Annotated in this window: 2 protein-coding genes and 1 pseudogene; 2 read left to right on the forward strand and 1 reads right to left on the reverse strand. The window is 65.8% G+C overall.

Annotated features, from left to right (window positions below; genetic code table 11):
- Positions 1–143 precede the first annotated feature (143 nt).
- A pseudogene (locus ACFU6I_RS48640) lies at positions 144–615 on the reverse strand (helix-turn-helix domain-containing protein); the annotation flags it as partial.
- Here ACFU6I_RS48640 and ACFU6I_RS48645 point away from each other — a divergent pair.
- Positions 538–738 (forward strand): hypothetical protein, encoded by a 201-nt coding sequence (locus ACFU6I_RS48645; RefSeq protein WP_384381027.1) that lies wholly within the window; start codon positions 538–540, stop codon positions 736–738. The pseudogene ACFU6I_RS48640 and the gene ACFU6I_RS48645 overlap by 78 nt on opposite strands.
- A gap of 248 nt (positions 739–986) precedes the next feature.
- Positions 987–1,430 carry a PAS domain-containing protein gene (locus ACFU6I_RS48650; protein WP_384381024.1) on the forward strand — a complete coding sequence of 148 codons (444 nt, stop codon included), beginning with the start codon at positions 987–989 and terminating at the stop codon, positions 1,428–1,430.
- The last annotated feature ends 144 nt before the right edge of the window (positions 1,431–1,574 follow it).

The following is a 1,574-nucleotide window of genomic DNA, read 5'->3' on the forward strand; positions in this document are numbered from 1 at the left end:
TTTCCGCGCTCCCGCCAGCCTGGCGATCATCCTCTCCTCATCCGGCCCCGAAGCAGTCCGAGCCCGCAACAATCCCGGCACAACCCACCCCCAGCCGCTACCCCAACGAAGGCTTTATACCCACAACTTGAGGAACTCAGCAATAGGCGCGCCCTGGTCAGGGTGCGGACCTCGAACAGGTCGCAGGCCAGCAGCGCCTCGGCCTGGCCGCGCAGGAACTCGGCCCAGGTCGTACTCTGCGGCTCGGGCGCGGGCGGAATGCCATGCTCCTTGAGGATCTCCCAGACGGTGGATGCGGCGCCTTGATCCCGAGGGCCGCGAGTTCACCGTGGATCCTCCTATACCCCCACGGCGGGTTTTCCCTGGCCAGGCGCAGCACCAGGGCGCGGATCGACCGTACGGTGGGTGGTCGTCCTCGGCTATGTGGTCGGCTCGCCGCGGCGTGACGGCGCTTGAGTAGATTGCGGTGCCACCGCAGGATCGTGTCCGGCTGCAGACCAGCAACAGCAGGCGTCGCAGTTTGTCCGCCGACAGGCGGTGAAGGAGGCCGGCGAGTACGGCGCGGTCGGTGGCGGTGAAGGTGGGCCTGCCGACCTGGCGCTGCAGGACCAGCAGCTGATGACGAAGCGCGAGGATCTCGAGGTCCTTCTCGTGTCCGCTCATCGTCAGCAGGCGCAGGATCGCCAGGACGTTGGTCGCAGCGAGGTAGGCCAGACGCAGCAGCACGACAGTTCATGATGCCGTCCCGGCGCCGAGCGGGCGACCACTTCGCGATGATCGCCCCGAGCCGCGTAGATCAGCCATCAAGGCAGTGACCTCGATGGATGATTATTCGGCACCCGCAGCCCAGGTTCCCGATTTGGTCAGGTTCGTCAACTGCACGACATTGACTCTTCGTTACCTCTCAAATCACCTCTCGATCGAGAGATTGCATTCAGTATACTTACGACCGGCCGTACACCCGCATCGCGCCACCCGGAGGAGCCATGACAGTCCCGCACCCCGAACTGCTCGCGCACATGACCATCCATGCGCCCGACGGCATCGTCATCGTCGACAGCGAGGGGCTCATCCTGTTCTGGAACAGCGGCTCGGAGCGGATCTTCGGGTGGAAGGAGAGCGAGGTGCTCGGACAGAGTCTCGACCTGATCATCCCCGAACGGCACCGGCGCCCGCACTGGGACGGCTTCCACGCCGCGATGGCCAAGGGCTCCACCCGCTACGGCGCGAGCGACCTGCTGACCGTGCCCGCGCTCAAGGCCGACGGGTCGAGCCTGTCGATCGAGTTCAGCGTGTGCCTCCTGTCTGATCCGCAGGGCGGCGCCGGACATGTCGGCGCGGTCATCCGTGATGTCACCGCGCGCCGCGCCCAGGAGAAGGAGTTGCGCCGCCGCCTCGCCGACGCGAACGTTCGCGCCACGACCGTATGAAACGCGGGGCATCGCTAGGAGGGCAGGGAACCCCGGGTTCCCTGCCCTCCTAGGGCGCGTATCGAGTCGTGATCAATTTGAGGGATGTTCCTACGTGAGACGGTCCGGTCCGATAGACCGTCTTACGTGACGCGAGTGCAACTG

The sequence above is a fragment of the Streptomyces sp. NPDC057486 genome (genome assembly GCF_042802415.1).
GTDB lineage: Bacteria > Actinomycetota > Actinomycetes > Streptomycetales > Streptomycetaceae > Streptomyces > Streptomyces yanii.